The following is a 25,284-nucleotide window of genomic DNA, read 5'->3' as shown; positions in this document are numbered from 1 at the left end:
CGCGCACCGCGCTCCCGCGTGGGAGAACGCCCCGAATGGTCCGCCCACGAACCCTCCCAAGGAAACGGTCGACCGTGGATTCGCACGTCATTGCCCAGATCGCCAACCGCGCACTGTCCCTGTCCGAGCGGTTGCGCGCCGTCGCGCACGACGACACCACCGCGCTGTGGGAGGCGCCGGACGAGTGGAAGCGCGAGGCCTTCCACGACGAGGAGTCCTTCCATCGCTACCTCGCCGCGCACGGAACCACCGAGGGCGACGTCGCCCGAGCCCTGGCCCGACGTGCATCGACCCCGACGACCGAACTCCCCGACTGGACCCGGGACCTCGTACAGGTGATCACCAGCGCCCACGAGGTGAACGACGACGAAGCGGTTGTCTTCGGCCTCCCCTGCGCACCAGCCCCGTTCTCCGGCTTGACCTCCCGATTCACCGGACCCGCCATGCGCGAGATGCGCCGCGCCCTGCGGGATTCGGTGGACTTCCCGGCCCCCGGCTCCCGTCTGGAACGGGATCTGCGCTCGTCTCTGGCCACCCGGATCCTGGCTCTGTCCCTGCGCACCCTGGTCACCGAGTTGCACCGGGCACGTGAAAGCGGTGAGCTGCGTGGGGACACGCCCGAGGCGAGGTATGCCGACTTCGACCAGCGCCTGCTCGCCGACCCCGCGTACCTCACCCGCCTGTTCACCGACTACCCCGTGCTGGCGCGCCTGCTCGTACGGGCACGGCGGGACTGGCTCCGGCACGCCACCGAGCTCTTCACCCGGCTGGACTCGGACCGGGCGGAGTTGGCCGCGCGCGGCTGGATCACCGGCCCCAAGACCCCGATGGTGTCGTTGTCCATGGACTCCGGCGACACTCATGACGAGGGGCGCACCGTCGCGATCGGCGCCTTCGCCTGCGGCGGACGAGTCGTGTACAAGCCGCGCAGCACCGGGATGGACACCCTGTACGAACGCGCCGCGCACCACCTCAACGAGCGCGCCACCCGACCGCTGGTCCGGGCACCGGGAGTGGTGGACCGGGGCGGGTACGGCTGGACCGAATTCGTCGAGCACAGCGCCTGCCCGCCGGAAGACCTCGCCAAGCACTATCGGGGTGTGGGCGCCGCACTCGCCCTCACACACGCCCTGGGGGCCAACGACATCCACATGGAGAACGCCGTGGCCTCCGGTATCCATAGCGTCGTCGTGGATTTGGAGGCCCTCCTGCAGAACCGCGAAGTGGCCGATCCATCGGCGAGCGCATTCGCACGTGCCCGCGACCTGCTCAACCGCAGCGTGCTGGGCGTCGGGTTCCTGCCGATGCGCTCGGGAAACGGCCAGGGTGGTACCACAGCGGACATCAGCGTCGTCGCCGGCGGCCTCGAATCCGTGGAGATCACTGTTCCCACCCTGGTCGACTACAGCACCGACCGGATGTCGGTCGGCCAGGGCACGGGTCGGATGCGGCCCTCCGCGAACCTGCCGGGCGACCCGCAAGGGCTGCGACCCGAACACCACACCGAGGACATCGTCGACGGGTTCACGCGAGCCCGCGGCCTGATCTCCGCCGACCCCGACGGCTTCATCTCCGCCCTTGGGCACCTGTCCTGGTTGCGGGCCCGCCACCTACTGCGTCCCACCAGGTTGTACGGCAGGCTGCTGTACGAGAGCACGCACCCTCGTCACCTCGGTGACGGCGTCGACCGCGAGCACCTGTTCGACCGTCTGTGGGCGACCACGAGCGGTCAGCCCACGGTTCGCGCCGGCGTGGCCTCCGAAATCCGTCAGCTCCTGCGGCACGACGTGCCCCGCTTCGACGCTTCCGTGGAGGGGATCTCCCTCTTGGACGGCGAGGGTGTGGTGGACGAGGCCTACTTCACCGCGACCGCGGCCTCGGCGCTGCGTGAACGGGTAGCGGGCATGGACGAGCCTGACCTGATCCGGCAGGTGTCCACCATCCGCGAGGCAATGTCGACCCTGGCCGCGGACGGACACGGCCGGGGCCGGCTCCAACCGGTCGCCCTGACCCCTGGTCCCGAGCCCGAGGCACTCCGTGAACGGGCCCTGGCCGCTGCGCGAACCGTCCTGGCGAGGTTGGATGCCTCCCGGGTGGACGGCTCCTCGGGGCGTGACTGCACCTGGATCGGGATCAGTCCCGCCTCGTTCAGCGGCGCCGGCTTCGAGTACCGGCCTCTGTCCCCGATGCTGTTCGAGGGGCTGTCCGGACTGACCCTGACCCACGTCGGCGCGGCCTTGGCTCTCGGTTCCCCCGACGCCCCCGATCCGGCTTTGTTGGACACCGCTTGGCTGTGCGCCCGACCGGTGATGGCCTTCGTCGAGGACACCAACGCCGGAGCGGCGCCCGTTTCGGACGCGATGGGCGCCTACAGCGGCTACGCGGGCGCCCTGTACGCCTTGGCCCACCTGTCCGCCGCCGTCGGCGGCGACTCCCGGATCGACCGCCTCCTGAAGGGCGGTGTGGACACCATCGTGCGTCTGGCCGAACGCGACACTTACCACGACCTGGCAGCCGGGGCCTCGGGCGCGGCCGTGGTGTGCCTGCGCCTGTTCGAGTACACGGGTGACGAACGCACCCTGACCGCCGCGCTGCGGGTCGCCCGTATCGTCGCGGGGCGGGGCCAGGAGGACGGCGAGGCACTGGGCTGGCCGACCGACATCGACGGCGGTGTCCTGGGCGGATTCGCGCATGGTGCCTCCGGAATCGGCTGGGCTCTGGTGGAGGTCGGAGCCGCGGGCGGCGACGACACGCTGATGGAGGCCGGGCTCCGGGCCCTGGCCGTGGACCGGAAGAACTTCAACCCCGACGTCGGTTCCTGGCCCGATCTGCGCCGGGAGGTACGGGGACAAGCCGCCTTCCCTGTCCAGTGGTGCCACGGTGCCCTCGGTATCGGGCTGAGCCGTGAGCTTGCGCACCGGGTGGTGCCCGACTCCGACTTGGCAGCCGAGGCCGAACTGGCGGTCGAGGTCGCCCTGGACCGCGGTGTTCCCCCCAACGACTCGCTGTGCCACGGCACCCTGGGTGCCCGTGAGTTCCTCTCCCTGATGTCCGGGCACTCGGCGCGGGCCCGCGCCGCCCTGGGACAGCTGGACCGAACGATCCTCGAGCGGTTCGAACAGGGCAAGGCCGAGGACGGCATCGCCGGGACCCGTGCGCCTTCCCCTGGCCTGATGCTCGGCTCGGCGGGGTTCGTCCTGGGGCTCCTGCGCATGGCCGAACCGGCTGTCGTCCCGTCGGTTCTCCACCTGGAGGGACCCCGGCAGCGGTGAGGCGGCGGCCAGTGCCTCGGGCAAGCCCGTCAAAGCACTGGACCGCCCGGTCGCCTCAGTCACCGCTGAGCCCTTCGGCCGGCGCGACACGGGCGGCTCGATGCGCCGGGAACACCGTCGCGGCGATCCCGATGGCCAGGGCTGCGAGCAGAACCAGTCCCAGGGTGGCCCAGGGCACGGAGACCACCAGGGGTGCGGTGGCCCCCACGATGGCGTCCACACCGACCAGCCCGTACGGCACCCCGATGAGGATGCCCAGCAGAGCACCCAGGGACGCGATCACCATCGCCTCGACCGCGAGCGTGCCCCGCAGCCCGGATCTGGTCAGCCCCAGCGCCCTGAGCAGGGCCGACTCCCGGGTGCGTTCCAGAACGGACAGCCCCAAGGTGTTCGTCACGCCGATGATCGCGATCACCACGGTGATGAACAGCATTGCCAGGGACAAGTTGACCAGGATGTCCAGCACCTCGGTGATATCGCGCCGCTCGCTCAGCGCACCGCTGAGAGCGATATCGGGATCGGCCCCGGCGACCTGGGTCATCCGGTCGGCAAGCTCATCGCGATCGGTCTCGGGCCCGGCCACACCCCACACCATCCCCTGGTCCGTGTCCGTACCCAGGGAATCCATGACATCGTCAAGGACCACGGGGGCGACCTCTCCCGAAGCGGTGGCCAGGTTGGACGACACCACGGTAAAGGTCTGGTCGACCTCTCCGACGACCAAGTCCACATCCCGCCCTGACTCAGCGCCAAGCACTGCCAGCTGGTCTCCGGACACGAGCATCACCGGGAATCCCGTGCCGCCCTCGTCCAGCTCGTCGGCTCCGGCCGCCCGAGCCATATCCGGGGAGATCCCGACCAGAGTCTGCGCACCGAGTTCACCGATCTCCACCTCGGCGGTGCGCACCGCCTCGACCATGTCCAGGGAGTCGATCTCCGCGACCATCTCGACGGTGCCCGGGCCGACCGAGCCGGAGTCCACACGGGCGCTCACGTCCACCGGGTACCGGTCGCGCAGATCGCTGTCGATGGTCGCCCGGCCGGTGGCGGCGGCCGTGGTCAAAGCGGTGATCAGGCCGAGCCCCAGCACCAGCGCGAGCGTGGCTGTGGCCGCCCGGCCGAGGTTGCGCTGAAGATTGGCCCCGGCCAGCTCCGCGATGCCACCCATCCGGCGCAGCAACGGATCGACCACCCTGATGAGTCCGGAGATCGCGGACCGCAGTACCACGAGCAGGCCGATCGCCCCGACAAATCCACCGCCGATGGCCAGCGGCAGAGAACCGGCCGCCGCTCCCACACCCATCGCCGCCACACCGACCAGCGCGACCGCTGCGCCCACGACCTGAACCACGCCGAAGCGGGGATAGCCCTGCAGAGGGGCCGAGCGCAGGGCCTCCACCGGCGCCGTCGCGGCGGCCCGGCGAGCAGGCAACCACGCCGCGCACACGGTCGTTCCCACACCGACCAGGAACGCTCCGCCCAGGGCCGGCAAGTTGACGTCCAGGCCGCCGCCGGTGAGCCCCATCATCGAGGCCGCCGCGTATCCGACGCCCACTCCCGTGGCCACTCCAAGAAGCGAACCCGCCGAACCCGTGATCAGGGACTCGGTGACGACCAGGTTGCGCACCTGTGCACGGTCCGCCCCGACCAGCCGCAGCAGAGCAGTGTCCCTGCGGCGCTGGGCGAGCAGGATGGTGAAGGTGTTGGTGATGACCATCGCCGCCGCGAGTAGGGCGATGAGTGCGAATGCGAGAAGGATCAGCTCCAGCTGTTGGGAGCCGCCCGCGAACCGGTCGGCCGCCAAGTCGGCCTGTTCCTCGGCCGTCATGGCGCCCAGGCCCTCAGGCAGGGAAGCCGTCAGGTCCGCCGCCGTCGCGGAAGCGGATGCGCCGTCGGCGACACGGCCCAGGGCGCTGACGGGCGTGTCCCCCGCGAAGTACGCCTCGGAGGCATAGAACTGGTACTGGACCCCTGTCAGCGGCTGGAAGCCCAGTTCCACGGCGCCGACCACGGTGACCCGGGATTCCTCGCCTTCCGAGGGGACGAGCCGCACAGTGTCCCCGATAGCAAGGCCCGCCGCTTCCAGGGTCGTGGAATCGGCGATGATCTCGTCGGTCGCCGAGGGCCAGACACCCTCCTCCAGGTCGAACCAGCGCAGCTCGGGCTCGGCCGCGATGCTGTAGACGTTGGTCGTGGCCCGCTGGTCGTCCGTGAGCAGTTCGACGGTGCGGGCATGGTAGGGGGCGACGACTGCCACGTCGGGGTGGTCGGCGACCAGGTCCGGCCACTCCGGTCCGGGATCAGCGGCCTCCGGATCCAGATCGACGACCACGTCGGCCGCGGAGAGCGGGGCAGCGGCCACCGCCCGCAGCCCCGCGGCGGAGGTAGAGGTGAACACGGCCGTGGCCGCGAGGAATGTCGTACCCAGAACGATCGCCAACAAGACGGCCGTCAGCCGGACCGGGTAGGCGCGAATCTGCGCCCAGGCGTAGCCGAGCATCAGCCCTCCGCCCGGGTCATGGCTGTGAGGACCTCTTGAGTGGTGGGATGGTCGATGGTGCCGTGCAGCACACCATCGGACATCAGCACGACACGGTCCGCGTAGGTCGCCGCGACCGGGTCGTGGGTGACCATGACGATGGTCTGGCCCAGTTCGACGCAGGCCACACGCAAACGTTCGAGCAGTTCACGGCCGGTGGAGACGTCAAGGGCCCCGGTCGGCTCGTCGGCGAAGACAACGGCGGGCCGCGTGAGCAGGGCACGCGCGACCGCGACTCTTTGCTGTTGCCCGCCCGACAGCTCGCCAGGACGGTGCCCGAGCCGGTCGCCGAGGCGCAGGGAACGCACTACCTCAGCGAAGAAGGCCTGGTCCGGGCGTCGGCCGGAGAGCTTGAGCGGGAGCAGGATGTTCTGCTCCGCGGTGAGGGTGGGCAACAGGTTGAAGGCCTGAAAGACGAAGCCGATCCGCTCGCGCCGCAGAACGGTGAGCTCCTTGTCGGTGAGCTGGGACAGGTCTCGGCCCTCGACCACCACCCGCCCGCTGGTGGGCGTGTCCAACCCCGCCAACAGGTGCATGAGGGTGGACTTACCGGACCCGGACGGCCCCATTACCGCGGTGAACTCCCCACGGGAGAAGCCGAGCTCCACGCCGGCGACGGCGGTGACGGAGGTGGGACCCTCGCCATACTGTTTGACCAGGTGGACCGCCTGAAGTGTGTATCCGCGCTGCCTCGTGGGCGTGCCCATATCGCCGCTTTCCCGTCGTGGTCGTCTCATCATGACCACGCTAAGTAGCGACAGCACTCCGCCGACAGTGCCGACCGACCGGGCACGGCCCTGACTTTCGTCAGGTCGGGTGGCGTCGTTCGATCACGAAATGACGGATACCGCGATACGCGCAGCCGTGGGGCGGGATCCCGGAACGCGCGCTCGAACGCGGAACTCCCAGGATCAGGACATGCACACCCGGGACGGGCTCTCAGAGCCGTTCGGTGGCCAGGAGCTGTCCGGCGGCCAGGTCCCGGTACAGCTCGTCCCCGGTCACCAACTCGGCGTGGGTGCCCACCGCGCGCACCCGGCCCGCGTCCATCACCACGATCCGGTCCGCATTGGTGACCGTGGATAGCCTGTGGGCGACCACGATCACGTTGGTGTGCCGGGCCGCCTCCAGCATGACTGCCTTGAGCGCGCCCTCGTTGGCCGCGTCCAGTTGTGAGGTCGCCTCGTCCATGAGCAGCAGCCGGGGGTCGCGCAGCAGGGCGCGGGCGATGGCCACGCGCTGCCTCTCGCCGCCGGAGATGGTCACGCCCCGGTGGCCGATGGCGCTGTTCATCCCCTCAGGCAAGCGGTCGACCAGTTCGCTGAGCCGGGCCCGGGCCACCACATCGGCCAGCGCGTCCTCGCCCGCCCCGGGTGCGGCCATCATCAGGTTCTCCCAAAGGGTGCCGTCCAGGACCGGGGCGTCCTGCTCGACGTATCCGATCTGGGCGCGCAGGGCTGCCAGCGGCCATGAGCGCACGTCGATGCCGTCCAGCAGGACCCGGCCCGAGGTGGCATCGTAGAACCGCTCGATCAGAGAGAACACGGTCGTCTTGCCCGCGCCGGAGGGGCCGACCAGCGCGGTGAGGCCAGCGCCGTCAGCGGTGAACGATACACCGTGGTGGACCGGGGCCAGTCCGGGCCGGTAACGGAAGGCGACGTCCTCGAAGACCACCGAGGCGGGACCGCCGGCGCCGGTCGCCGGTCCCCGGGCCGAGCGGGGCTTCGCGTCCTCGCGGTCGAGTTCGGCGACCTCGTCGATGCGGCGCACGGCGGCCAGGCCGGTCTGCAACTGGGTCGCTGAGGAGGTCAGGCTGCTGATGGGCTGCATGAGATAGAAGAGCAGCAACAGAAACGCGATCAGCGTCGACACGTCCATCCCGCCGGTGGCCACCCGGGCGCCGCCGATCGCGAGGATGGTCAGGAAGGCGATGTTGACCGCCAGCCGGGTCGCGGTGCCCGACACCGCGGACCATCCGGCCACCGCGACACCCTTGCGCCAGGACTCCACGGCCGCCGCGTCCAGCCGGTCGGTCTCCACCCGCTCGGCCGAGGAGGCCTTGACCGTGCGGAACGCCCCGAAGACCCGCTCCAGATGAGAGCCCATCTCGCCCAGTGCCGCCTGGGCGGCCTGGGTTGCGGCGCCGATCCGCGGCAGGACCACGCCCATGAGCAGTCCGACCGCCACGACCATCGCGGCACTCACCAGGAACAGGCGCCAGTCGAGGAAGACCATGACGGCGATACCTCCGACGAGCAGGAGGGAACTGCTGACCATGTCGGTCAGGCCACTGGTCGCGACCGAGCGCAGCAGGGTGGTGTCGGCGGTCAGCCGTGCGACGAGGTCGCCCGGCTTGAGCCGGTCGACCTCGCTCACGCGCAGCCGTACCAGCGATCCGACCAGGCTGCGGCGCACGTCCAGCACGATGCCCTGACCGGTGCGCTCCAGCAGGAAGGCCCCGAGCGCCCCGATCAAGGCTCCGCCGACGATGACGGTGGTCAGGGCCAGGACCGCGCCCATGACCGGATCGCCCGCGCCGAGGGCGTCGATGACGTGGCGGGCCACGAGGGGCTGGGCAAGGCTGGTCGCGCCGCCGAGGAAGGAGAACACGGTCCCGACCACGAGCACACGCCAGTGCGGTCGGGCGTAGTCCCATAGCCGCCGCAGAGGGGCCGTGCGGGCCGCCTCCGCCAGAGGATTCTCTACGTCGTCAACACTCAAGGAAGGCACCCTCAGAAATCGTATTCGTGTGAAATCATCATCCCCGAGGACAATCAACGCCGCTTCAGGGCACGTATAACATTGGAATTCATCTCATCCGCTAGAGCGAATTTTCAGCCAGAAATCGAGCACGCATGCGCTGAGTATTACATCCTTGTTCATTTCGTAATAGAAGGAGAAGAAATTACCTGAGTGCCGAGAGTACTCGGCAGATGAGAAGATGTCCAGCTTCCTACTCACCCGACCCTGACAGCAGAGAAATGAGAAGCCGCAGGCCACGCGCCTCGACTCGACCATCAGACCATTTCGACTGGAGCGCCAACCCACCTACTATCTCGGTGGGTTTCAGCGTCTCAACAGGTCAGACACCCCTGCCCGCAACTCATCATGTGGCCGAAAGTGGCCATCTTCCTCCGGGCTCGGCGAGGTGGCATCTTGGTCCAACATCATTCCGTCGCCCAGTAACGGACTCACGCATCTGGACTGCAAACGAGCAGCCCAGTGGTATGCCGGGGGCACCGTGCAGCCGACAGGAAGTGCAGAATCCCCCACCCCCAGAGGCGAAATCCCCTGGCGGAACCAGGGAAAGACGCACAGCGGAATTCCGGTTCCTTTTCGGATATAATTCAACCGCCATGCACGAGCTGCGCATACTCCCATTGACGCTGCGCAGCCTGGGGATCTCGTGGCCACATTTGTCGATCGTCGTGGTGGCGCCGTGTCCGGGTCAGGCCCCGCCGCCGAGGGAGGACGAGGACGCGCAGGGCTTCGCGCCGGGCATGTGAGCGCTCACATTACGGGGGCCCCGGCCGCCGGCCCTGCCAGACTGAACGGTTATCCTCCCGGAGGCCGTCCCATCGCGGCGGCGCCTCGGGAACCGGGACACGACACCTCTCTCCTTCGGAGGGCTCATGCCCACGCCGCACGCACCGCTCCGCAACTGGGCCGGGAACGTCACCTTCGCCAGCCCGCGGGTGCACCGGCCCGCGACCGTCGACGAGCTGCGACGGCTCGTCCGGGACAGCACCGGCATCCGCGCCCTCGGCAGCGGCCACTCCTTCAACCTCGTCGCCGACTCCGACCGCGACCTGGTCCGGCTGGACGGGCTGCCCGTGGTGACCGAGGTCGACCCGGCCGCTTCCACCGTGACCGTCTCCGCCGGACTGCGCTACGCCGACCTGGCCGTCGCCCTGCACCGCGAGGGCTTCGCGCTGGGCAACCTGGCCTCACTGCCGCACATCTCCGTCGCGGGCTCCTGCGCGACCGGCACCCACGGCTCCGGTGACGGGCAGCGCTGCCTGTCCGCCGCCGTCCGCGCCCTGGAGCTCGTCGGGCCGGACGGCGACCTTCGGTGGCTGGGCCGCGACACCGATCCGGACGCCTTCCCCGGGGCCGTGGTCGCCCTCGGCGCGCTCGGCGTCGTCACGCGGCTCACCCTGGAGGTCGAGCCCGCCTACGAGATGACCCAGCGGGTGCGGGTCGGGGTGGCCCTGGACGAGGTCGCCGATCGGTTCGACGACGTGTTCGGCGCGGCCACCAGCGTCAGCCTCTTCACGGACTGGCACGCGGGCGGGGGCGACGTGTGGCTCAAGAACCGCACCGACCGGCCGGAGGGCGGCTGGGACGGCGGACGGCCCGCGACCGGGCCGATGCATCCCGTCCCCGGTATGCCGCCCGAACCCAGCACCGAGCAGCTGGGCACCGTCGGGCCCTGGTTCGAGCGCCTGCCGCACTTCCGACCCGAGCTGCCCCCGAGCGCGGGCGACGAACTGCAGTCCGAGCTCTACCTCCCCCGGGCCGCCGCCCCGGCCTGCTTCGCCGCGCTCCGGGAGATCGGGCACCTCATCGCCCCGGCCCTGCACATCTCCGAGGTGCGCACGATCCGCGCCGACGACCTGTGGCTGAGCCCCGCCCATGGCCGGGACACCGTCGCCTTCCACTTCACCTGGCGCAAGGACCCCGCGACCGTGCTGCCCGTCATCTCCGCCGTGGAGGACCGGCTCGTGCCTCTGGGCGCACGGCCGCACTGGGGCAAGCTCACCGCGCTGGACCCGGCGGAGGTCATCGGCGGCTACGAGCGGGCGGCCGACTTCCGGGGCCTGCTCGCGGACTTCGACCCTCGGGGGAAGTTCCGCAACGCCTTCACCGACGCCCTCTTTCCCCTGGTGTGAGGCCCGGGACCTGCCGGGTCCTCCCCCGGCCCGCCGGCGTCAGCTCCAGATGAGCCCGAACCCGGTGGTCACCTCGGCCGCGGTCTGCCGGTACTCGGCCAGGGCGTCGCCGCGGGGGTCGGTGCGCAGGTCGAGGAGGGGTGCCGGACTCACCCACCTGTTCCAGGCCCTCTCGAAGGCCCGGGACCCCCGCCGGTCGCGCTCGAACACGTGCGGGACCGCGTGGTAGACCTTCCGGTTCGGCGCGGAGCGGCCCCGGACCTGGGCGCGGGCCCACTCGCGCCCCTCCCGCGCCGAAGCGGGAACGGGGAGCTCGTACCGGACCGCCAGCCAGCGGCGGTGGCGCCGGGCGGTCGGGGCCGGATCGCCGCCGACGGCCGGGTTGAGGACCTCCTCCAGGGCGACGGCGAACATCTCGGCGGCCCCGGGCCCCGCGCCGGTCAGGGTGCACTGGCGCACACCGGCCGTGTCCACATGGATCCGCACTCCCTGCGCACCGACCTCGGAGTGCCCCGCGTACCTGAGCGCGTCGGCGACGGCGCACGCGTACCTGTCGATCCCGACGGGTCCCCTGGCCTGTTCCAGCAGGCGTCGGGCGTCGCGTACCTCCGCCCCGCGCTCGGCGCCGGCCGTCGCCAGCTCCGAAGCCGCCACACACAGCAGGGCCACCGCCACCACGACCGGCAACGGGCCGAGGAACATGCCCGACACGAGGCCGGCGACCGCGGCGCACACCGACCGGGCCGACGCGGCGCGCCCCTGTCGCCGGGCACGCTCCGAATCCCCGGGGTCCGCCGCCCTCCGGATCGCTCCGGCGTCGGCGGGCAGCACGGTGGGCGGCGGCCCCGGAGCGGGGGACCGCCCGTGCTCGGGGGGCTCAGGGTGGACGGAGGGCTGCCGGGGAGCGGGGGGCACCCGCTTCTCCCAGACCCGCAGCGCGGCGGTCAGCGTGTCCTGGTACGGCTCCCCCAGCCGCCACTGCTCACGTGTCTCGTCCCGGGCACCCGCCCGGATGAGCATGCGCGCGTTGATCGCGTCCGTCTGCCCCTCCGGCGGCGGTTCGTACGGGGAGAGGCGGGCGTCGACGTGCGCCACCCCGCTCACCACGCCGCCGTCGGTGCCCAGGGCCGGGTAGCCCTCGTGTTTACGGACGAACCGGTTCCAGTCCGCGTCTCCCTTGGGGTGGTCGTGGCTCACGCACACGACCGTCCAGGTGTGCGCGGTCTTCTCCGGCCATGAGGGGTCCAGTCGCAGGGCCCTGCCCCGGCCCTGCGCGACCGCCGTCGCCGTGGTGGAGGTCGTCAGGTCCACGACCACGTTGATCCCCCGCGCGTCCCACCCCTCGCCGAGGAGTGCCCTGGTCCCGACCAGCACCCGGCAGCCGGCCCAGTCCAGGAAGCGGGTCACCAGCCCGACGCGTGTGCGCGGTGGCCACGTCCCCTCGATGACGTGGAGGCCGTCCACCTCCCGGACGGACAGGTCGAGGTCGGGGCGCTCGGCGCGGACGAAGCCGATGAGCGCGTCGCTGGTCCACGGGCTGGTCGCCACCGTGCGGGCGGTGATCATGACGGGGTTGAGGAAGGCGGTGCGCGGGTCCTCCACGAGCAGGGCCAGTTGGAGCCAGGCCGACCCGGCGTCCTCGGCGAGGACGCCGCGCAGGGACCGCGGTGTGCGGGCGCGCTCCTGGTCGCACAGGACCAGGGCGCGCAACCGGTCGCCGAGCGCGTCCGCCTCGGTGTCCACGATCTCCACGGTCGCCTGGGACTTGGCGGCGCTGCGGGCGAGGACGCGGTCCACGGGCGAGGCGGTGGCCCGGACGCCGCGTCGGGTGAGCTGGTACCCGACGGTCGGCAGGGCGGCCCGGATGCTCTGACGCGCGGCGCCGTTCCGCTCGGTGCCGGGGTCGAGGCAGTGTCGCTCGTAGTCCCGGATGAGCGCCGCCCAGTCGTCGGCGTCGGGCGGGTGGCGGTGCCGTTCCGCGAGGCGGGCTCCCCTGGGGAGCGCGCAGAGTCCGGCGTGGTGGAGCCGCAGGACCGCGTCGGCCTCGTCGGGGCGTTCACCGGCCAGCCGGTCCCAGTCGGCCCGGTCGTGTCCGGCGGTGAAGCGGTGGACGAACCGCACGTCGATCCACGCGAGGAAGTCGGTCCCGGCGAAACCGGGGGTGAGCAGCTCCGCGCACATCTCCGTGAACCGGAGCCCCTGCTCGGCGAGGTACTCGCGTTCCAACGCGTTGGGCACGGTGATGTAGGCCAGTTCCGCGAACGGGGCCAGGTAGCCGTCGCGGACGAGCGCGGGGACGGACGCGCCGGTGATCGGCGCTCCGAAGAGGCGCTCCACCAGTGCCTTCTCGGTTCTGGTCAGGCTCGCGGAGGGTGTTCCGGTCAAACCGATGACGTGGGCGTCGGGAAGCCCGTCCAGGATCTCGGCGAGCAGGCGGCCCCACACCTGGAGGAGGTGGTGGCACTCGTCGAGGACCACGGTGAGCGGACCCGCGTCGTGGAGGGCCGCCACCAGGGACCGGCCGTTGGCGTGGAGGCGGTCGCGGACGGAGCCGCTCCCGCCGGTCTCGGCCTCGGGGTCGAAGACGGCGAGCGACTGGTAGGTCAGCACGTTGAGGTCGTGTTCCAGGGCCCGTTCGGTTCCGGCCGTGCCGCCCTCCGGCCGGTCGTAGGCCTCCCAGTGGGTGATCCACTGCCCCTGGATCGCGATGTTGGGGGCGAAGACGACGGTGCGGCGGCCGAGGCGGCGGGCGGCCTCCAGTCCGACGAGGGTCTTTCCGGCGCCGGGCGGCAGCACGACCCAAGTGCGCCGGTGGCCGTCGGCCCATCGTGAGCCGACCTGGCTCAGCGCGTCGTTCTGGTAGGACCGGAACTCGCCGGGCCAGGAGGCCGCCGCGAACACCGACGGTTCCGGGGCCGTCCGCCCGCCCGAGCCGGGCTGTCCCCCTCGGTGTGCGTCGGGCATGCGCCCGGCTCTAGGACGGGCGGCGGAGTCCGCGCCAGGCGTCGACCCAGCGGCGGCGCTCGCCCTCGTCCTCGCCCGCGCAGGCGGTCACGAAGGCCATGAGGAAGACGTACCTCGGCAGTTCGGTGCCCTCGAGGACCTCCCGGAAGGTGGCCGCCTTGACGGCGCCGCCGCACAGGTACTCCAGTTCCAGGTAGGACCAGTCGCCCGCCCAGACGAGGTAGCGACGCATGGTCAGCAGGAAGTCCTCGGTACTGCGGGCCCTGCGGGGGTCGGGCCGTTCGTCGTAGCCGGCCAGGTCGCGGAGCAGGCCGATCCGCTCGACGGTGGTGTCGATCGGCGTGGACAGCAGGCGGTCCAGCCAGCCGGTGGCGCGCAGGGAGGAGTTGGGACCGGTCGGTTCGAGAACGGCCGTCGTACTCAATGAGTCTCCGCAGGATGGGGATTCGACCAGGAGCGTGTGTGTTCGTCGCAGCGCACGCGCGAACGGTGCATACGCGAACAAGGGTGCGGGAGAACACCGACGGCCAGAGGAGGGGTGTTGCCGAGATAACTCCGACTGATCGGCTACGGGGAAATCTACCGGAAGAAGGCGACACGCGAAAGCGCCTGTGGCGTGGGCGCTGTGGAGGCGTGCGACACCCCTGGGTGTGACGCGGGCACACCGCGATGAACGCTGAGGATTATTCCAAGGAAAACACATCAAAGGTGATCTCGAAGCGTAGTGAATACGTCCCCATTACGCCGCATAGATTCCCTGCTGTTACGCCTGGTAATAGAGGGTCAGCGGAGAGCACTTCCTTTTTAGCACACCCGAATATCCGTATTGAGGTTGACCGAAACACGCGACCTTCGGGCGCGACCGGCCTCGCGCATGTGCGGGGTGATCCGTGGGTGCCGCCGGGCGATCCGGCGGCACCGGGCCCGGATCATCGGACGACGACGGTCGTGTACACCTCCATGTTCCCGCTCTCCCACAGCCAGTCCATCGCGGCCATGCTCACCCGGGCGCATCCGTGCGAGGCGGGCTGCGGCGGCACGCTGGGGTAGCCGTGCACGGCGATGCCGCCGTTGAAGTACTTGGGCCGGTACAGGGCGCCGTAGGGGCCCGGGTCCCAGGAGTCGACCTCGCGGAAGACCGAGTACGTGCCGGTCGGCGTGGTGGCGATGCGCTCGGTGCCGTCGGAGCCCTCGTAGGGCCGTCCCGATCCGGTGGAGGTGTTGAGCACGCGTTCGACCTCTCCGCCGGAGACCACCAGCAGGAGCTGGCGCTCCAGGTCGATCTCCAGCACGTCGCCCGACGAGGAGGTGGCGGAGGGCCGCACGCCCTCGTCAAGCGCGGCACGGGTATCGGGGCCGACGATGCCGTCGCGGTCGATCCCGGCCGCCTTCTGCAGCGCCGTGACCGCCTGGGCCGTGTTGAAGCCGAACTCGCCGTCCACGCCGTCGATCCAGTAGTCGAGCTCGGCCAGGCGTTCCTGGACCTCGGACACCGCCGGTCCGGAGGAACCCTGGCGCAGCTCGGCGGGGGCGACCGCCGCGGCGGGCCGCGCCGTCGCGGTGAGCGCCGCGACCAGCGCGCACGCCACCACCGCGGCGGTGACGGCCGCACGGGTGGGGACGCGCGCGCGGAACCTTCGTGGGAGTGACAAGGGGGTTACCATACGTCTCCTTTACCCACCCGCACGGCGTTCCCCGCCCTTCGTCCACAGATGTGGACGAACGGGGGGAGGGCGGCGACCGCCGTTCAGCGGCGCGCGTCCGTGTGCAGGGACAGCGCCACGTGGACCAGCGCGCGGCAGCGGGCGAACTCCAGGGCGGTGAACGGAACCGCCACCTGCCGCCCGCCATCCCCGGGGGAGGACCCGGTGTCCCCCTGGCGGCGCACCACGAGGACCCCGCCGTCGGGGGCCGGGAGCGTCATGGCGGTACCGGACAGGTCCTCGCGTCCCATGCCCTCCGGCGGCCGTGCGACGCGCTGGACCTCCTGCGCCGCCGACAGCGCCACCAGCGACCGCTCCAGGGTCGTGGCACCGGTGATCAGGGCGCTGACCAGGGCGAGCGTCCGGCTGGTGGTGTCGCTGAGCTCGTGGACGTCGGCCGGACGCACGATCACGTCGCGGACCCCCGCCCCCTGCACGGCGTCGTACAGGTCGCCCTCCGCCACCCGGGCGGGGGCGTTGACGAAGAACTCGTCTATCGCCTCGGGCCCGCCGGGGTGGACCTGCATGAGCCGGATGTCGACCCCGAGCCCGGCGAACCGGGAGGTGAGCGCGGCGAGGCCGCCGGGGACGTCGGCGACGGTCACCCGGACGCTCCACAGCCGGTCGTCGGCGTGGTCGTGGAGGGGCGCGGGGAGGGCGCCGACGGAGGCCGCCGGGGGCGCGGACGGGCTGGTCCCGGTCGGCCGCCCTCCGCGACGGGCCCGCCGCCGGACCGCGTGCGCGGCCCGCTGGCGGTGCCAGCGGTGGAGTCCGGACACCGCGAGCAGGAGCACGCCCACGGCGATCAGTGCGCGGACCCCGCCGTCGCTGTGGCCGAGGGAGAGCACCACGACGTGCGCGGCCCCGGCCGCGAGCAGGAGGATTCCCAGGTCCAGCGCCTCGCGGCCGAGGAAGCCGGGGCGCGTGTGGTCGTCGGTTCCGTGACTGCCTTCGGAAGCGTCCATGCCCACGACAGTGCCAAGCCGACGTTGCGGGGGTCCTTCACTCTGTGACGGGCCGGTAACAACAGAGCGTGACCCTGGTCACGGAGCGGGGTCGCCGCCCGTCCCGCACTACCCCCGTCCGGCGTAGGGCATCTCCCGCGCCATCACCGTCACCTGCGGCACGGAGACGTCCGGCGGCAGCGAGACGACGTGCGCGATCGTCGACGCCACGTGCGCGGGGTCGATCACGGGTTCGGCGCGCACCGATCCGTCGGGCTGGACGGCACCGGCCCCGAACCCCGCCACCATCGCCGTCGACGCGTTGCCCACGTCGATCTGCGTGCAGGCGATCCCGTGGCCCCGCAGGTCGAGGTTCATGGACGCGGTGAGCCCGGAGACGGCGTGCTTGCTCACGGTGTAGGCGACGCTGGAGGGACGCGGCACGTGCGCCGAGACCGACCCGTTGTTGATGATCCGGCCGCCGCGGGGGTCCTGCTCCTTCATCAGGCGGGCCGCCTCTCGCGCGCAGTACATCGACCCCGTGACGTTGGTGGCCAGGACGCTCTGCCAGTCCTCGTCGGAGACCGCGTCGACGGCGGCGCTCGGGCCGAACACACCGGCGTTGTTCACCAGCACGTCGACCCGGCCGAACCGCTCCCGAACCAGCGCGAACAGCGCCCGCACGGAGTCGGACGAGGTCACGTCGGCCTCCACCACCACGGCACGCGGTCGGCCGTCGGCGGTCTCCTCCAGAGCGGATCGCCGGCGGCCCGCCAGCACCACCGCGTACCCGTCGTCGAGCAGCCGCGCGGCGGTGGCCCTCCCCAGACCCGATCCGGCGCCCGTCAGCACCACGACGCCCCGTCCGGCCCCGGTCCCCGCCCTCTCCTCCGACACCCGCGCTCTCCCTTCGTCCACCAGCGTCTCCCCCGGCCCGGTCGCGGCCCGGAGCCGTCGTGGAACGGTACCGCCCGCCGGGCGCGCGAACCGGTACCGGTCCCCGGATGTGCTACCTTCTCTTCCTCGCGGCGACCCGGACCTGTGTCTGTATCAGGGACGTGCCGGACCCCCGTGTCTCCTCCGGGGGCGGTCCCCCTCCCCCAGGTCCCCCGCCCCTGCGCCGAGACCGGTCGTTCATCTTCTGCACGGTCTCGATCTGCCAGGGAGTACGCACCCGTGCGTGTCTACTGCGCGGTGGCCGCCCGAGGGCTGCGCCGCTATTCCACCTACCGTGCGGCCGTGGCCGCCGGACTGATCACCAACAGCGTCTTCGGCGTCATCAACGCGATGGTGCTGCTCGCCCTCTTCGCGGCGCGCCCCCAGATCAACGGCTACGACGCCGACGACGCGGTGACCCAGGTCTTCGTCGCCCAGGGGCTGATCGCGGTGGTCGCGATCATGGGTCCGCCCCTGGAACTCGGCGAGCGCGTGCGCAGCGGCGCGGTGGCCACCGACCTGCTGCGGCCGGTCTCGCTCCTGGGGTGGTGGCTGGCCGACGACCTCGGCCGCGCCGCCTTCAACCTGGTGTTCCGGGGCGTCCCCACCTTCGTCGTCGGAGCGCTCCTGTTCGACCTGCTCATCCCGACCGACCCGTGGCGCTGGGCGGCGGTGGCGGTGTCGATCGCCCTGGCCACGCTGGTCTCCTTCGCGCTGCGCTACCTGTACGAGCTGGCCGGCTTCTGGCTGATGGACACCCGCGGCATCCAGACGGTGGCCGGGTTCCTGGGCCCGATCGCCGCGGGCATGCTCCTGCCGCTGCCCCTGTTCCCCGCGGGTGTGGGCGACGTGCTGCGGCTCCTGCCCTGGGCGTCCATCGTGCAGCTGCCCGCGGAGATCTTCCTGGGCAAGGACACCCTCCCCGGCGGCACCGTCCTGAGCGGCCTCGCGGTCCAGGCCGGATGGGCCCTGGCCCTGTTCGCGTTCGCCGCGTGGTCCACCTCCCGGGCGACCGGCAGGGTGGTGGTCCAAGGTGGCTGACCTCCTCCGACGAGTGCGCGGCGGCTGGGAGGGGCGCCCCGGCCGGAGCCCGGCGGGCACCCCCGTGCGCACCTACCTCCGGCTGGCGTGGACGTGGTGCAGGGCCATGGCGCAGTACCCGGCGTCGCTCGTACTGATGAGCCTGGCGACGTCCCTGGGCGCGGTCGCGGAGATCGGCGCCGTGCTGGTGGTGTACACGCACGCCGGGCGCCTGGCCGGGTTCGGTGTGCACGAGGGACTGCTCATCTCCGGGCTGGCCACCACGGCGTTCGGCTGCGCCAACATGCTCATGGGATCGGTCGAGAGCCTCGGACAGCACATCCGTACGGGCACCCTCGACGCGATGCTGGTCCGGCCCGTCTCCCCGCTGGTGCAGATGGCCACCGACCGCTTCGCGCCCCGCCGCCTGGGCCGCATCCTGCCCGCCGCCGCGGTCACGGCCTACGCCCTGGCCGCCGCCGACGTCGACTGGACGCCCGGCCGGGTGCTGGCGCTACCCGTACTCCTGGTGTCGGGGACCGCCATCGCCTGCGCGATCTGGGTGATCGGCGCGTGCCTGCAGTTCTTCCTCCCCGACGCCCGGGAGGCGGCCCACTCGGTGACCTACGGCGGCCAGGCACTGGTGGAGTACCCGCTGTCGGTCTACTCGCGCGGCGTCGTACGCGCCGCCACGTTCGCCGTGCCGCTGGCCTTCGTCAGCTGGCAGCCGGCCCTGTACCTGCTCGACCGCCCCGACCCCGCCGGCCTGCCCGACGCCCTGCGCCTGGCCACCCCTGTCGTCGCCGTCCTGTTGTGCGCCCTGGCCACCGCCACCTGGCGGTTCGGGCTGCGCCGCTACCGATCCACCGGGAGCTGACCGATGCCGCCGAAGACCACGACCGCCCCCGCCCGGACCTGCGCCGAACCCGTCATCGAAGCCGCGGGCCTGGGCCGGGACTTCACCCTCACCGAGGGCCCCTTCCTGCGCCGTCGGCGACGCACCGTCAGCGCGGTGCGCGACGTCGACCTGACCGTGTTCCCCGGTGAGATCGTCGGCTACCTCGGACCCAACGGGGCCGGGAAGAGCTCGACGATGAAGATGCTCACCGGCATCCTCAGCCCGACCCAGGGCCGGGTCCGGGTCACCGGCCTGGAACCGGCCCGTCAGCGCACCCGGCTCGCCGCACGCATCGGGGTCGTGTTCGGCCAGCGGTCCACCCTGTGGTGGGACCTGCCGCTGCGCGACAGCTTCGAGCTCACCCGGCACATGTACCGCGTTCCGGCCGCCGACCACGCGCGACGGCTCGCCGAGCTCACCGAACTCCTGGAGCTCGGACCGTTCCTGGCCACGCCGGTGCGCCAGCTCAGCCTGGGCCAGCGCATGCGCGGCGACCTGACGGCCGCCCTGCTGCACGGGCCCCGTCTGCTGGTCCTCGACGAACCCACGATCGGTCTGGACGTGGTCAGCAAGTCGACCATCCGGGAGTTCCTGCTGCGGCTCAACGCCGAGGAGGGCACGACGATCCTGCTGACCACGCACGACCTGGGGGACGTGGAGCGCCTGTGCGAACGCGTCGTGGTGATCGACCAGGGGAGGCTGGCCTACGACGGCGGCCTCGCCGGGCTGCGCGCGAGCGTGCCCTCCCCCCGTGTCCTGGTCGTGGACCTGGCCGCGCCCACCGCGCCGCTGGCGGTCGAGGGCGCCAGGTGCGTCCGTGTGGAGGGCCCCCGCCAGTGGCTGGAACTGTCCGACAACCCGGCGCGCGTCATCGCCGAGGTCACCCGGCGGCACGGGGTGGCGGACCTGACACTGCGCGAACCCGACATCGAGAGCGTGGTCGCCGCCCTGTACCGGGGTTCGGTCGCCGGTCACGGGTAGGGCCGACACCGCTCCCGGAGTGGACCGCCCACTCTGGCCACCGGTCCCGGCGCGGAGAATGCTGGAGGACATGGAGAGAACGGTTCCCGCCCCCGTGGTGTGGGCGACGGTGTTGTGGGCGGCGGCGGTGGCGTGCGGCGTCATCGCGACGGCGCCGGCGGTCACCGCGCGAGGGGTGGACCGGAGGTCGGTCAGGCCGTACGCGGCGGCTACGCGCCACCCCGTGCGGAGGACGGAGGGCCGACCGGCATGATGGCGGCCATGGGAATCTGGCTGGGAATCGTGTTCGGCGTGCTCTCCTGCGCGGCCTACACGGCCGCCGCGGTGACGCAGCGCAGACTCGCCGTCCACGTGCGGGCGCCGCTGACCCGTCGGGGTGAGCTGGCCACGCTGCTTCGCCATCCGCTGTGGTGGGTGGCCCTCGTGTTCAACGGGGGCCGGGCGGGCTTCCAGGTCGCGGCCGTGAGCTTCGCGCCGCTGACCGTGGTGCAGCCTCTGGGCGTCCTGGTCCTGGTGTTCGGCATCCCCTGGTCGGCGCGGCTGGGCGGGCGCCGCGTCGGGCGCGATGAGTGGCGCGGCGCCGCCTGCACGGTGGTGGCACTGGGGGTACTGCTCGCGGTGACGGTCACCGGCGGGCAGGGCGGGGTGCTCAGTGACACCGGCTCGGCCCTGGTCGGCCTGGGCACGGTGGGGCTCCTGGCGCTCACGGCGTGGGCGGCGGGCCGGGCGCGCACGGCGGCGTGGCGCAGCTACCTGCTCGCCGGAGCCGCCGGTGTGGCGTTCGGTGTCTCCTCGGCGACCGTCAAGACCGCGGTCACGGTCATCGGCGGGACCGGAGCCGTCGGTCTCCTGCACCCGTCCCTGGCGGCGACGGTGGTCATCGCGGTGTTCGGGCTGCTCCTCGCCCAGGCGGCCTACCAGGGGATGGACATCGGGGCCCCGCTCGGCATCACCACCATCGCCAACCCGGTCGCCGCGGCGGTCGTGGGCGTGGCCTTCATGGGCGAGTCCTATGCGGGCGGTTGGTGGGGCGGCGCGGTCGCCGCGGTGTGCGCGGTGCTCGCCTCGTATGGCATCCGCCTGCTCACGGTGCCGCAGAACGGGGCTCCGGCGGGCGCGGCGGACCCCGAGCCGGCGCCGTAACGTTTCTCCGCGCTCTGCCCTCTCCACGGGTTTCCCGGTTTCGTTGCGTTGTGTTTCGTCGTCCGGGCGGTGCCTGGCGGGCCGCCCGCGGGGAACGGTCGGCCGCGCCGCCGCCGGTGCCGGCCTCCGGCGTGGAATCCCCGCGGTCGGTCGTCCTCCCGGCGCCGGGAGGACGACCGACCGGATCAGAGCAGCCAGCGGTTGGTGATCGGCAGCCGCCGGTCGCGTCCGAGCGTGCGCTTGGTGATCTTGGGGCCGGGCGGGTACTGGCGGCGCTGGTGCTCGGCCCGGTCGACCAGGCGAACGACGTGCTGGACCAGGTCCGGCGCGAACCCGGCCGCGGCCAGCGCCGAGGCACCGTGGTCGGTCCCGATGTAGGCGTCCAGCAGCGCGTCGAGGACGTCGTATCCCGGCCGCTCGGGCGCCGAGCCGAGGGCGTCCCACCCCCGTGCCGGGTCGCGCACCAGGGCGCGCTCGGGGATGGGCGGGGCGCCGTCCGTGGTCGGCTTCTGGGAGTTGCGCCACAGGGACAGGTCCCGGACCAGCGTCTTCCAGCAGTCCCTGAGAGGCGCGTAGGCTCCCGCGCCGTCCCCGTGGTGGGCGCACAGGCCCATCGCCAGCTCGCTCTTGTCCCCGGTCGCCAGGACGAGGTGGCCCTCCTCGCGGGAGAGGGCTTTGAGGAGGACCCCCCTGGCCTGTTCCAGCAGGTCCTCACCGCCGTCCTCCCCGGCGACGGTGATCGTGGACTCCAGGGCGTCGAGCAGGCCGTCCACGGGGTAGAGGCGGCGGGTGAGGCCCTGTCGCTTGATCAGGTCCTCGGCGTCGTCGAGGGCGTCGGGGTCACGGCCCCGTGCGGGCATGACGAGCGCGTGCACGGCGTCCGCCCCCACGGCGTCGGCGGCGATCGTGGCGGTCAGCGCCGAGTCGGCTCCGCCGGAGACGCTGACCAGGACCGAGGTGAAGCCGTTCTTGCGGACGTGGTCGCGCACCCCGGCCACGAGCGCCGAGTAGACCTCGCCGAGGTCGTTCAGCGGGTCGCGGCGCGGGGTGAGGGACGGCGGGCGTGACTCGTACGGCGCCGGGGCGCGGTCGGAGACCGTGTATCGGACGATCCGGAAGCCGCCGGCCTCGTCCGCCTGGCCGGGGACGTCCTCCGCCCGGGGCAGGGCGATGTCGGTGACCAGCAGTTCCTCGTCGAACTGCGCGGCGCGGGCCACGAGCTCGCCGTCGGCGTCGACGACGAGCGAGTCACCCTCGAAGACCAGGTCGTCCTGGCCGCCGGTCATGTTCACGTAGCCGATGGCGGCGCCGAGCTCGCGCGCGCGGCGGCGGCACAGGTCGAGCCGCACGTCGTCCTTGTGCCGTTCGTAGGGCGATCCGTTGAGGGTGATCAGCATGCCCGCCCCGGCCTCGGCCGCCGCGGCGACGGGACCGCCGTCCTGCCACAGGTCCTCACAGATGGCGAAGGCGATGTCGGCACCGTGCAGCCGCAGCAGGGGCAGTGTGTCCCCGGGGACGAAGTACCGGAACTCGTCGAAGACACCGTAGTTGGGCAGGTGGTGCTTGGCCGAGGCGAGGCGGATCCGGCCCTCGTGCAGCACCGCGAGCGAGTTCTGCGGCGCACCGGAGGGCTGGCCGAACCGGGGCCCGGGGCCCTTCTTGCGGCTGAGGAAGCCGACGACGACCGGAAGGTGCGCGAGCCCCTCCGCGGCGAGCCGGGCGGCGAGGTTGTGGGTGGCCTTGGTGGAAGCGGAGACGAAGCCGTCCCGCAGGGCGAGATCCTCGACGGAGTATCCCGTGACGACCATCTCGGGGAACACGACGAGATGGGCTCCAGCGTCGCTCGCCTGGCGAGCGTGGGCGACGACGCTGTCGCAGTTACCTTCCAGATCCCCGACAACCGGGTTGATCTGGGCCAGAGCTATACGAAGTTGTACCACGGCGGCGACAGTAGCGAATGAGTTAACACAGGCGCAACATGTCTCATTTCTATAACGCCGGAAATGCGGTGCCCGTTCGGTACATCCCCGACACCGCTCGACAACCGCCCGAAAACGACCCGCCAGTGAGATGAACCACAAGGCGCCCTTCCAGTTTCCACGCGAAACATCCGACCGCGCCCTCGGCGCCGCCCTCGCGTCGAGACGGTACGAAACCCCAGTTCAACAGCGTTGACCCCCGGCTGCTCAGGAGTTTTCCCCTTCGCGGCCCACCGGCGCCCCGCGCCTCTCGGCCCCGCTCTCCACGGGGCGACGGACACTAATCCCGAACAACGTTCTACTGTGACCCATCTTGCAATTCGGGCGTTTTTCCCTTTATCTGGTCGACGGCTCGTACACCCCACTTCGTGCCAGATCCCCCCACAGGCGAAAACCTCGCCCACAGCGTCACCCACGTGTCCGGACACGACAGACCACACTCATCCACCACACAATCTCCGCCCTGCTCACGCGGAACACCGACCGGTCGCGGAGCGAGACAACGCCGTCTCCGCCGACGACGAAGGGAACGCCCCCTGTGGATGCCATCAACGCGGGCATCGTCGCCTTCAGCGACGGGCTCTGGGCCTGGCTGCTCATTCCTGCCCTCATCATCCTGAGCCTGTACTTCACCGTGCGATCGGGCGCGGTGCAGTTCCGGATGATCCCCGACATGTTCCGGGCGATGCGGAGCGATCCCGGCCTCGCCGCCGACGGCGGCAGACCGATCTCCGCCTTCCAGGCCTTCGCCGTCTCCGCCGCCGCCCGCATCGGCACCGGCAACATCGCGGGTGTGGCCACCGCGATCGCCCTCGGCGGGCCCGGCGCCATCTTCTGGATGTGGGCCATGGCACTGCTCGTCGGGGCCGCGAGCTTCGTCGAGTCCACCCTCGCGCAGCTCTACAAGGTCGGGAGCAAGGAGGGATACCGCGGCGGCCCCGCCTACTACATGGAGTACGGGCTCCGGTCACGCTGGATGGGCGTGCTCTTCGCCGTCATCATCACCGTGACCTTCGGTTTCGTGTTCACGAGCGTGCAGAGCAACACGATCTCGTCCGCCGTGGCCACCTCGGTCTCGACCGTCTCCGGCGCCGAGAGCCCGGCATGGCTCGCCCCCGCGATCGGCGTCGCCCTCGCCCTCGCCACGGGAGTCATCATCTTCGGCGGCGCACGGCGCATCGCCCGGGCCGCGGCCCTGATGGTGCCGTTCATGGCCGGGATCTACCTCCTCATGGGCCTGGCCGTGGTCGCCCTGAACATCGGCCAGATCCCCGCGGTGCTGACCGACATCGTCACGCACGCCTTCGGGCTGCGGGAGATCGCCGCGGGCGGACTCGGCACCGCGATCATGCAGGGCATGCGACGCGGCATGTTCTCCAACGAGGCGGGGCTGGGGTCGGCCCCCAACGCCGCCGCCAGCGCCGCGGTCAGCCACCCGGTCAAACAGGGCCTGGTGCAGACCCTGGGCGTCTACTTCGACACCCTCGTCGTGTGCTCGGTCACGGCCTTCATCGTGCTGCTGTCGGACCCCACCTACACCGAGGAGGCGGGACCGGCCCTGACGCAGAACGCCCTGGAGGCCAACCTCGGGCCCTGGGCACTGCACCTGCTGACGCTGATCATCCTGCTGGTGGCCTTCACCTCGGTGCTCGGCAACACCTTCTACGGCGCGGCCAACATCGCCTACCTGACGTCGAGCCCGAACGCCATGACCGTGTTCCGCCTCCTGGTGGTCGCGGTGGTCTTCCTCGGCGCGATCGGCTCCGGCGGCCTGGTGTGGACCCTGGCCGACAGCACCATGGGCATCATGGCCCTGGTCAACCTCGCCGCTCTGGCCCTGCTGGCGCCGGTCGCCTGCCGTCTGCTCACCGACTTCGTGCGGCAGCGCAGAGAAGGGCTGGACCCCTTCTTCAGCCGGGACAGCATGCCCGACATCACCGGTGTGCAGTGCTGGAGGGAGGAGGACCTGGCCCACCTCCGCAAGCCCCTGCCCCGGAGCTGACCGCCTCCGTC

General features: G+C 71.5%; 16 protein-coding genes. 7 read left to right on the top strand and 9 right to left on the bottom strand.

Going from position 1 to position 25,284, the window contains the following annotated elements; all coding sequences use genetic code 11:
- Positions 1-74: 74 nt before the first annotated feature.
- The gene (locus M1P99_RS11880; protein ID WP_304452702.1) at positions 75-3,272 is read left to right on the top strand and encodes a type 2 lanthipeptide synthetase LanM family protein; all 3,198 of its coding nucleotides are present in this window, start codon (positions 75-77) and stop codon (positions 3,270-3,272) included.
- Positions 3,273-3,327: 55 nt separating this feature from the next.
- Here M1P99_RS11880 and M1P99_RS11875 read toward each other — a convergent pair whose 3' ends face one another.
- The 3 genes from M1P99_RS11875 to M1P99_RS11865 all read right to left on the bottom strand — a co-directional run bounded on the left by M1P99_RS11875 (position 3,328) and on the right by M1P99_RS11865 (position 8,532).
- Complete coding sequence (locus M1P99_RS11875; protein ID WP_304452701.1) at positions 3,328-5,772, bottom strand: FtsX-like permease family protein; 2,445 nt, start codon at positions 5,770-5,772, stop codon at positions 3,328-3,330.
- The gene (locus M1P99_RS11870; RefSeq protein ID WP_304455668.1) at positions 5,772-6,518 is read right to left on the bottom strand and encodes an ABC transporter ATP-binding protein; all 747 of its coding nucleotides are present in this window, start codon (positions 6,516-6,518) and stop codon (positions 5,772-5,774) included. Before M1P99_RS11870 ends, M1P99_RS11875 begins: the two co-directional genes overlap by 1 nt.
- Positions 6,519-6,750: 232 nt before the next feature.
- The gene (locus M1P99_RS11865; RefSeq protein WP_304452700.1) at positions 6,751-8,532 is read right to left on the bottom strand and encodes an ABC transporter ATP-binding protein; all 1,782 of its coding nucleotides are present in this window, start codon (positions 8,530-8,532) and stop codon (positions 6,751-6,753) included.
- A gap of 911 nt (positions 8,533-9,443) precedes the next feature.
- Between M1P99_RS11865 and M1P99_RS11860 the strand changes: the two genes are divergently transcribed.
- A complete protein-coding gene (locus M1P99_RS11860) occupies positions 9,444-10,703 on the top strand; it encodes an FAD-binding protein (protein WP_304452699.1) in 1,260 nt (419 codons plus the stop codon).
- A 39-nt stretch (positions 10,704-10,742) separates the two neighbouring features.
- Here the strand turns inward: M1P99_RS11860 and M1P99_RS11855 are convergent, their stop codons facing one another.
- The 5 genes from M1P99_RS11855 to M1P99_RS11835 all read right to left on the bottom strand — a co-directional run bounded on the left by M1P99_RS11855 (position 10,743) and on the right by M1P99_RS11835 (position 17,232).
- Complete coding sequence (locus M1P99_RS11855; protein ID WP_304452698.1) at positions 10,743-13,667, bottom strand: DEAD/DEAH box helicase family protein; 2,925 nt, start codon at positions 13,665-13,667, stop codon at positions 10,743-10,745.
- A 10-nt stretch (positions 13,668-13,677) separates the two neighbouring features.
- A complete protein-coding gene (locus M1P99_RS11850; RefSeq protein WP_304452697.1) occupies positions 13,678-14,091 on the bottom strand; it encodes a hypothetical protein in 414 nt (137 codons plus the stop codon).
- 505 nt (positions 14,092-14,596) lie between these two features.
- On the bottom strand, positions 14,597-15,331 hold the full coding sequence (locus M1P99_RS11845; protein WP_304452696.1) for a L,D-transpeptidase family protein: 735 nt from the start codon (positions 15,329-15,331) through the stop codon (positions 14,597-14,599).
- Between the two features lie 83 nt (positions 15,332-15,414).
- Positions 15,415-16,335, bottom strand: a complete 921-nt coding sequence (locus M1P99_RS11840) for an ACT domain-containing protein (RefSeq protein ID WP_304452695.1) — start codon at positions 16,333-16,335, stop codon at positions 15,415-15,417.
- A 108-nt stretch (positions 16,336-16,443) separates the two neighbouring features.
- Positions 16,444-17,232, bottom strand: a complete 789-nt coding sequence (locus M1P99_RS11835) for an SDR family oxidoreductase (RefSeq protein ID WP_304452694.1) — start codon at positions 17,230-17,232, stop codon at positions 16,444-16,446.
- Between the two features lie 258 nt (positions 17,233-17,490).
- On the opposite strand from M1P99_RS11835, the gene M1P99_RS11830 reads away from it, so the two are divergent.
- The 4 genes from M1P99_RS11830 to M1P99_RS11815 all read left to right on the top strand — a co-directional run bounded on the left by M1P99_RS11830 (position 17,491) and on the right by M1P99_RS11815 (position 21,292).
- Positions 17,491-18,291, top strand: coding sequence for an ABC-2 family transporter protein (locus M1P99_RS11830; RefSeq protein WP_304452693.1), 801 nt, complete (start codon positions 17,491-17,493; stop codon positions 18,289-18,291).
- Positions 18,292-18,397: 106 nt separating this feature from the next.
- Positions 18,398-19,147, top strand: coding sequence for an ABC transporter permease (locus tag M1P99_RS11825; protein ID WP_304455667.1), 750 nt, complete (start codon positions 18,398-18,400; stop codon positions 19,145-19,147).
- A 3-nt stretch (positions 19,148-19,150) separates the two neighbouring features.
- On the top strand, positions 19,151-20,149 hold the full coding sequence (locus M1P99_RS11820; RefSeq protein WP_304452692.1) for an ATP-binding cassette domain-containing protein: 999 nt from the start codon (positions 19,151-19,153) through the stop codon (positions 20,147-20,149).
- A 252-nt stretch (positions 20,150-20,401) separates the two neighbouring features.
- A complete protein-coding gene (locus M1P99_RS11815; protein WP_304452691.1) occupies positions 20,402-21,292 on the top strand; it encodes a DMT family transporter in 891 nt (296 codons plus the stop codon).
- A 185-nt stretch (positions 21,293-21,477) separates the two neighbouring features.
- On the opposite strand, the gene M1P99_RS11810 is transcribed toward M1P99_RS11815, so the two are convergent.
- A complete protein-coding gene (locus M1P99_RS11810; protein ID WP_304452690.1) occupies positions 21,478-23,232 on the bottom strand; it encodes an NAD+ synthase in 1,755 nt (584 codons plus the stop codon).
- A gap of 577 nt (positions 23,233-23,809) precedes the next feature.
- On the opposite strand from M1P99_RS11810, the gene M1P99_RS11805 reads away from it, so the two are divergent.
- Positions 23,810-25,273 carry a sodium:alanine symporter family protein gene (locus tag M1P99_RS11805; protein ID WP_304452689.1) on the top strand — a complete coding sequence of 488 codons (1,464 nt, stop codon included), beginning with the start codon at positions 23,810-23,812 and terminating at the stop codon, positions 25,271-25,273.
- Positions 25,274-25,284: the final 11 nt, after the last annotated feature.

The sequence above is a fragment of the Nocardiopsis sp. YSL2 genome, assembly GCF_030555055.1.
Classification (GTDB): domain Bacteria; phylum Actinomycetota; class Actinomycetes; order Streptosporangiales; family Streptosporangiaceae; genus Nocardiopsis.
This window is presented reverse-complemented; position numbering and strand designations above follow the sequence as displayed.

What these genes read in the sequence shown, in the direction of transcription:
- M1P99_RS11860 (WP_304452699.1), top strand. Translation starts at nt 9,444, where the DNA reads ATGCCCACGCCGCACGCACCGCTCCGCAACTGGGCCGGGAACGTCACC.
- M1P99_RS11855 (WP_304452698.1), bottom strand. Translation starts at nt 13,667, where the DNA reads ATGCCCGACGCACACCGAGGGGGACAGCCCGGCTCGGGCGGGCGGACG.
- M1P99_RS11870 (WP_304455668.1), bottom strand. Translation starts at nt 6,518, where the DNA reads ATGGGCACGCCCACGAGGCAGCGCGGATACACACTTCAGGCGGTCCAC.
- M1P99_RS11875 (WP_304452701.1), bottom strand. Translation starts at nt 5,772, where the DNA reads ATGCTCGGCTACGCCTGGGCGCAGATTCGCGCCTACCCGGTCCGGCTG.
- M1P99_RS11845 (WP_304452696.1), bottom strand. Translation starts at nt 15,331, where the DNA reads ATGGTAACCCCCTTGTCACTCCCACGAAGGTTCCGCGCGCGCGTCCCC.
- M1P99_RS11840 (WP_304452695.1), bottom strand. Translation starts at nt 16,335, where the DNA reads ATGGACGCTTCCGAAGGCAGTCACGGAACCGACGACCACACGCGCCCC.
- M1P99_RS11815 (WP_304452691.1), top strand. Translation starts at nt 20,402, where the DNA reads ATGGCGGCCATGGGAATCTGGCTGGGAATCGTGTTCGGCGTGCTCTCC.
- M1P99_RS11820 (WP_304452692.1), top strand. Translation starts at nt 19,151, where the DNA reads ATGCCGCCGAAGACCACGACCGCCCCCGCCCGGACCTGCGCCGAACCC.
- M1P99_RS11825 (WP_304455667.1), top strand. Translation starts at nt 18,398, where the DNA reads ATGGCGCAGTACCCGGCGTCGCTCGTACTGATGAGCCTGGCGACGTCC.